The sequence below is a fragment of the Idiomarina sp. UBA3162 genome (genome assembly GCF_002364475.1).
Lineage (GTDB): Bacteria > Pseudomonadota > Gammaproteobacteria > Enterobacterales > Alteromonadaceae > Idiomarina.
This window is the reverse complement of sequence record NZ_DEYI01000067.1, coordinates 1-1,796: the sequence shown is the minus strand read 5'-3', so window position 1 is coordinate 1,796 and position 1,796 is coordinate 1. Positions and strand designations below refer to the sequence as shown.

General features: G+C 46.7%; 2 protein-coding genes and 1 pseudogene. All 3 read left to right on the top strand.

Features of this window, described 5'->3' with window-relative positions; translation table 11 throughout:
• Positions 1-663: tRNA dihydrouridine synthase DusB (gene dusB, locus B2X00_RS08565; RefSeq protein WP_290487165.1), on the top strand; the 663-nt coding region annotated here is incomplete at its 5' end.
• A gap of 18 nt (positions 664-681) precedes the next feature.
• Positions 682-975 carry a DNA-binding transcriptional regulator Fis gene (gene fis, locus B2X00_RS08560; protein ID WP_006954357.1) on the top strand — a complete coding sequence of 98 codons (294 nt, stop codon included), beginning with the start codon at positions 682-684 and terminating at the stop codon, positions 973-975.
• An 83-nt stretch (positions 976-1,058) separates the two neighbouring features.
• A pseudogene (purH, locus tag B2X00_RS08555) lies at positions 1,059-1,796 on the top strand (bifunctional phosphoribosylaminoimidazolecarboxamide formyltransferase/IMP cyclohydrolase); the annotation flags it as partial.

Below are 1,796 nucleotides of genomic sequence, written 5' to 3'. Positions count from 1 at the left end.
CCGGCAAAAAAAGTGAATAAAAAGCTCGCAGGGTCAGCGTTAATGCAACACCCCGAGCTTGTAGAACACATTTTAACAGCAGTGGTTGAAGCGGTTGATGTACCCGTGACTTTGAAAACAAGAACGGGTTGGAACCCAAACCACAAAAATGGAATTGAAATCGCTCGGATCGCTGAACGCTGTGGTATTCAAGCGTTAGCCGTACATGGGCGCACGCGCGCATGCATGTATAAAGGCGAAGCAGAATATAACACCATTCGTGCGATTAAAGAGGCAATATCAATTCCTGTCATTGCTAACGGAGATATCACGTCGCCCGAGCAAGCAGCGCACGTGCTTAAATATACAGGAGCCGATGCCATCATGATTGGACGTGGTGCACAAGGTAACCCTTGGATATTTAAGCAGATACAGCACTTTTTAGAGCATGGAGAGCACTTGCAAGTACCTCCGCTCGAAGAAGTCGCCCACACTGTCGTAGAGCATGTGAAAGCCTTACATCAGTTTTACGGCGAGTATAAAGGTGTGCGAATCGCTCGTAAGCACGTTGGTTGGTATCTCAATGAGCGCCCTAACGGGCGCGAGTTTCGCCAAGCGTTTAACGGTATTGAAGAAGCTGAACAGCAGATTAATACCCTGGAACATTATTTTTTGTCACTGTAGGAAAGAGATAAGCGCATTATGTTTGATCAAAACCCAAATCGTGAGAACACATCTCCTTTAACCACTATTGGAAATAACTCACAACCTAAGCCGTTACGTGACTCAGTCAAACAAGCCATCAACAGCTTCTTACGTCAACTCGATGGCCAAGATCCTGAAGAGCTGTACGAGCTTGTTTTATCGGAAGTAGAAGCACCACTGCTCGAAGAAGTCATGACCTATACTCGAGGGAATCAAACGCGCGCTGCCACCATGCTTGGTATTAACCGTGGCACTTTACGCAAAAAACTAAAGAAATACGGCATGAATTAATTGCCTATTCTACAAGAGCGCCTTCTGGCGCTCTTTTTTTTACTAAACTGTCCATTAATTGTAATTCAAATTAAGGCTTTATAATGACGACCCCAGCTATCAAACGTGCTCTTCTAAGTGTTTCAGATAAAACCGGTATCGTGGAGTTTGCTAAGCAACTAGCATCGCGCGGCGTTGAACTTCTTTCTACAGGCGGCACCGCAAAGCTGTTACGCGACTCCGGCCTCACCGTCAAAGATGTCTCGGACCACACGGGTCATCCAGAGATTATGGATGGGCGTGTAAAAACACTTCATCCCAAGGTTCATGGTGGTATCTTAGGCCGTCGTGATGTCGACCAAACGGTTATGGAAGCTCACGATATAGCACCTATCGATATGGTCGTTGTTAACCTTTACCCGTTCGCAAAGACTATCGCGCAAGACGACTGTAGCTTCGAAGACGCAATTGAAAATATTGATATTGGCGGACCGACTATGGTGCGTGCTGCTGCCAAAAACCACAAAGACGTTACGATCGTGGTTAACAGTGATGATTATGAACTTGTTATCGCTGATATGGAGCAAAACAGCGGCGCAGTGTCAGCCGAAAAGCGCTTTGAGCTCGCCGTGTCAGCGTTTGAGCACACCGCGCAATATGACGGCATGATCGCAAACTATTTAGGTGGTCGTCTGCGTGATGAAGCAGCATTTCCTCGCACCTATAATCTCCAGTTTAACCACAAACAAAGCCTGCGCTATGGTGAAAACAGTCACCAAAAGGCCGCATTTTATACCGAACAAGATGCGCCTCAAGGCACCGTTTCCAGCGCAACACAATTG